A 3,140-nucleotide genomic window follows, 5' to 3' on the forward strand; every position below is an offset into this window, starting at 1 on the left:
GAACAGCCGTTTCTGCTAATGGAGGGGGAGTAAGACCAAAGTTGGGACGCAAGTCCGTTCTAAGGCATTCCCCCGCGATATTAGAAGCCGACACTATAATCGCTTCGATTTAGTGTCGGTAGTTCACAACCCCTAATTGTTAACTCAGTCTAAACAGTCTGAGCGATAGAGCTTCACTTCTGTCTTCTGTACTGCTAATCTGACAGAAAGAACGTCAATCTGTCTTAGATACGTGAAATTATTGTGTCTCAGTAATGGTCACGGGGAAGATGCGATCGCAGTTCGCATTTTGCAGCAATTACAACGTCTTCCAAACCCTCCCCAGTTAGCCGCTTTGCCTTTAGTTGGAGAGGGAAAAGCCTACCATCAACTCGAAAATGTGCCGATCGCAGGTCCGGTTCAGCCCATGCCTTCAGGTGGCTTTATCTACATGGATGGCAAACAATTGTTGCGAGATGTCCAGGGTGGTTTATTGCAGCTTACTCGCATTCAATTTCAAATTGTTCGCAGTTGGGCGAAACAGGGGGCATCCATCCTCGCCGTTGGGGATATTGTACCGCTACTGTTTGCATGGCTCAGTGGCGCAAGCTACGCTTTTGTGGGAACCGCAAAGTCAGAGTATTACTTGCGGGATGAACTAGGGCCTGTCTCACGTCAGTCTTGGATGCAGCGTTGGGAAGGCTGGTCAGGTTCGGTTTATCTTCCTTGGGAACGGGGGTTAATGAGTCATTCTCGCTGCAAAGCGGTTTTTCCGAGAGATCGTTTAACGACTGAAACCCTCTTAAAATGGTCAATTCCTGCCTTTGATCTGGGAAACCCGATGATGGATGATTTGCAACCTCAAATTACTCCCATTTCTAACTGCAACGAAACGCTGACCATCACACTTTTACCGGGTTCTCGCTTCCCAGAAGCCTCTGAAAATTGGCAACGGATCATTCAAGCGGTGACTGACTTAGTTCAAGGGTTTTCTCCTCAGCAAAAATGGGTCTTTTTAGCCGCGATCGCTCCCTCGTTAGAGTTCTACCCCTTCGATGAGTATTTGAGCCGTTTAGGGTGGCAAAAAACACCTGTAGAGGAAGCTTTAGAGGTTCAATACAGTTGGAAAAATGCCACAATCATTTTAACGCCGCGCTTTAATGATTGTTTGCATCAAGGAGATATGGCGATCGCGATGGCGGGAACCGCAACGGAACAGTTTGTGGGCTTAGGAAAACCTGCGATCGCCATTCCCGGTAAAGGCCCACAATTCACCCCGAGATTTGTAGAAGCCCAAAGTCGTTTGTTAGGGCCTTCGTTAATTTTAGTTGAATCTCCTGGGGATATTCCTGATGTTGTGCGATCGCTTTTAGCAGATCAAAATCGCTTAAAATTCATTGCAGAAAATGGTCAAAAACGAATGGGACAACCCGGTGCCTCTCACCGAATTGCCCAATGTTTAATCGATCAACTGATGTAGGGACCGGTTTACAACAGTGAACCGTGAAAACCACTGATCACTGTTCACTGTAAATTAACTGTGTCGCTTTTGATGCCAATTCCAAGCGTGAGAAATAATTGCATTCAAGTCAGAATATTGAGGATTCCAACCTAAAATCTGACGGGCTTTTTCCGCAGTTCCTACTAAAGCAGGCGGATCACCCGGACGGCGATCGCATTCAACGGCTTTAATTTCTTTTCCGGTGATTTTTCGAGCGGTTTCGATTACTTCTTTCACAGAGAATCCATTCCCATTCCCCAGGTTAAAGACATCTGTTTTACCCCCGTTCAACAGATATTCTAGCCCTAAAACATGAGCCGTCGCTAAATCGGTAACATGGATATAATCTCTAACACAAGTTCCATCAAGCGTCGGATAATCTGTCCCAAAAATAGAAATAGACTCTCGTTTACCCAAAGCGGTGAGTAAAGTTAGAGGAATCAAATGAGTTTCGGGGTTGTGATCTTCTCCGAGTGAACCCTCTGGATCGGCGCCTGCCGCGTTAAAATAGCGGAACCAAACGGATTTAAAATCATAAGCCTGATCAAAATCCGATAAAATATGTTCGACCATTAACTTAGTCATCCCATAAGGATTAATGGGATTTTGGGGATGATCTTCAGGAATCGGAACCTGTTGAGGAACGCCGTAGGTCGCACAAGTAGACGAAAACACAAATTTATTAATCGAGGCGTCTTTCATCGCTTCTAAGAGCGTCAGCGTACCGATGACATTATTACGGTAATATTTATCAGGTGCCGATACAGACTCACCGACATAAGTATAAGCCGCGAAGTGCATCACCGCATCAATACGGCGCAGGGAAAACAGATTATCCAGCAGTTGGCGATCATTAGTATCCCCAATCACTAATTCTGCTTTGAGAACTTGTTCAACGATATCGCGATGACCGTAAACGAGGTTATCAAGAATAACAACTTCATAACCCGAACGTTGCAGAGCTTTAACCGCATGAGAACCGATATATCCGGCTCCGCCCGTTACCAGAACTGTTGGCTTGACTTGAGACACGTTAAATCCTAACTCCTATTTGAGCCGAACTGAATTTTAATTTTTTATCAATCGTCCAATATCTGAGCCGAAACATCCACCGCTTGAACATCAATGGTTCCGGGTGGAGTTAAGCGATTAAAATGACCCTGTTCAACTTGAAGTGGCTCACCACAATTCGGACACTGGCACTGGGTTTGATTGAGTGCAGTAAATTCATAAGCACAGATTGGGCATTCATCTTGTATGAGATTTCGGCTTAACCACCACTGCACCCCAACAAACAAGAGTACAGGTATCAGGATTACAATCCCCACGAGGATAAGAATAGACCACCCCAAACCGATCGATGTCAGCAACCAAATCACTGCCAGGATAATCAGCCAGTTGCTTATCTTAGAAAAATTTAATTTTAGGATTCTAGGCCGTCCCTGGTTCACAGCGTTCTCCTTAAGCGTTCACCGATGGATAATTCATCTTTTCTCTGGCAGGAGACTCCCGTTATAATCTTCGATTTAACGGGAGAGGAATGCCAGTCCTTTATGTAGGTTTACAACTAGGTGACTTGAATAGCGAAGTAAACAAGTATTTTTGTCGTTTACTCCTTGCTTTAGTCTCTTTTTCTTCGGAAAAAACTGATACAAATCGT

3 protein-coding genes are annotated in these 3,140 nt (G+C 44.9%); 1 reads left to right on the plus strand and 2 read right to left on the minus strand.

Translation table 11 applies throughout. The features are described 5' to 3' along the window. Positions 1–232 precede the first annotated feature (232 nt). Complete coding sequence (locus tag VB836_RS30255) at positions 233–1,459, plus strand: lipid-A-disaccharide synthase-related protein (RefSeq protein WP_323225256.1); 1,227 nt, start codon at positions 233–235, stop codon at positions 1,457–1,459. Between the two features lie 54 nt (positions 1,460–1,513). Here the strand turns inward: VB836_RS30255 and galE are convergent, their stop codons facing one another. Next, positions 1,514–2,512: a UDP-glucose 4-epimerase GalE gene (gene galE, locus VB836_RS30260; RefSeq protein ID WP_323225258.1), complete on the minus strand. Its 999-nt coding sequence runs from the start codon at positions 2,510–2,512 to the stop codon at positions 1,514–1,516. Between the two features lie 47 nt (positions 2,513–2,559). After that, complete coding sequence (locus VB836_RS30265; protein ID WP_323225259.1) at positions 2,560–2,931, minus strand: hypothetical protein; 372 nt, start codon at positions 2,929–2,931, stop codon at positions 2,560–2,562. Positions 2,932–3,140: the final 209 nt, after the last annotated feature.

The sequence above is a fragment of the Limnoraphis robusta BA-68 BA1 genome (assembly GCF_034932365.1).
Lineage (GTDB): Bacteria > Cyanobacteriota > Cyanobacteriia > Cyanobacteriales > Microcoleaceae > Capilliphycus > Capilliphycus robustus.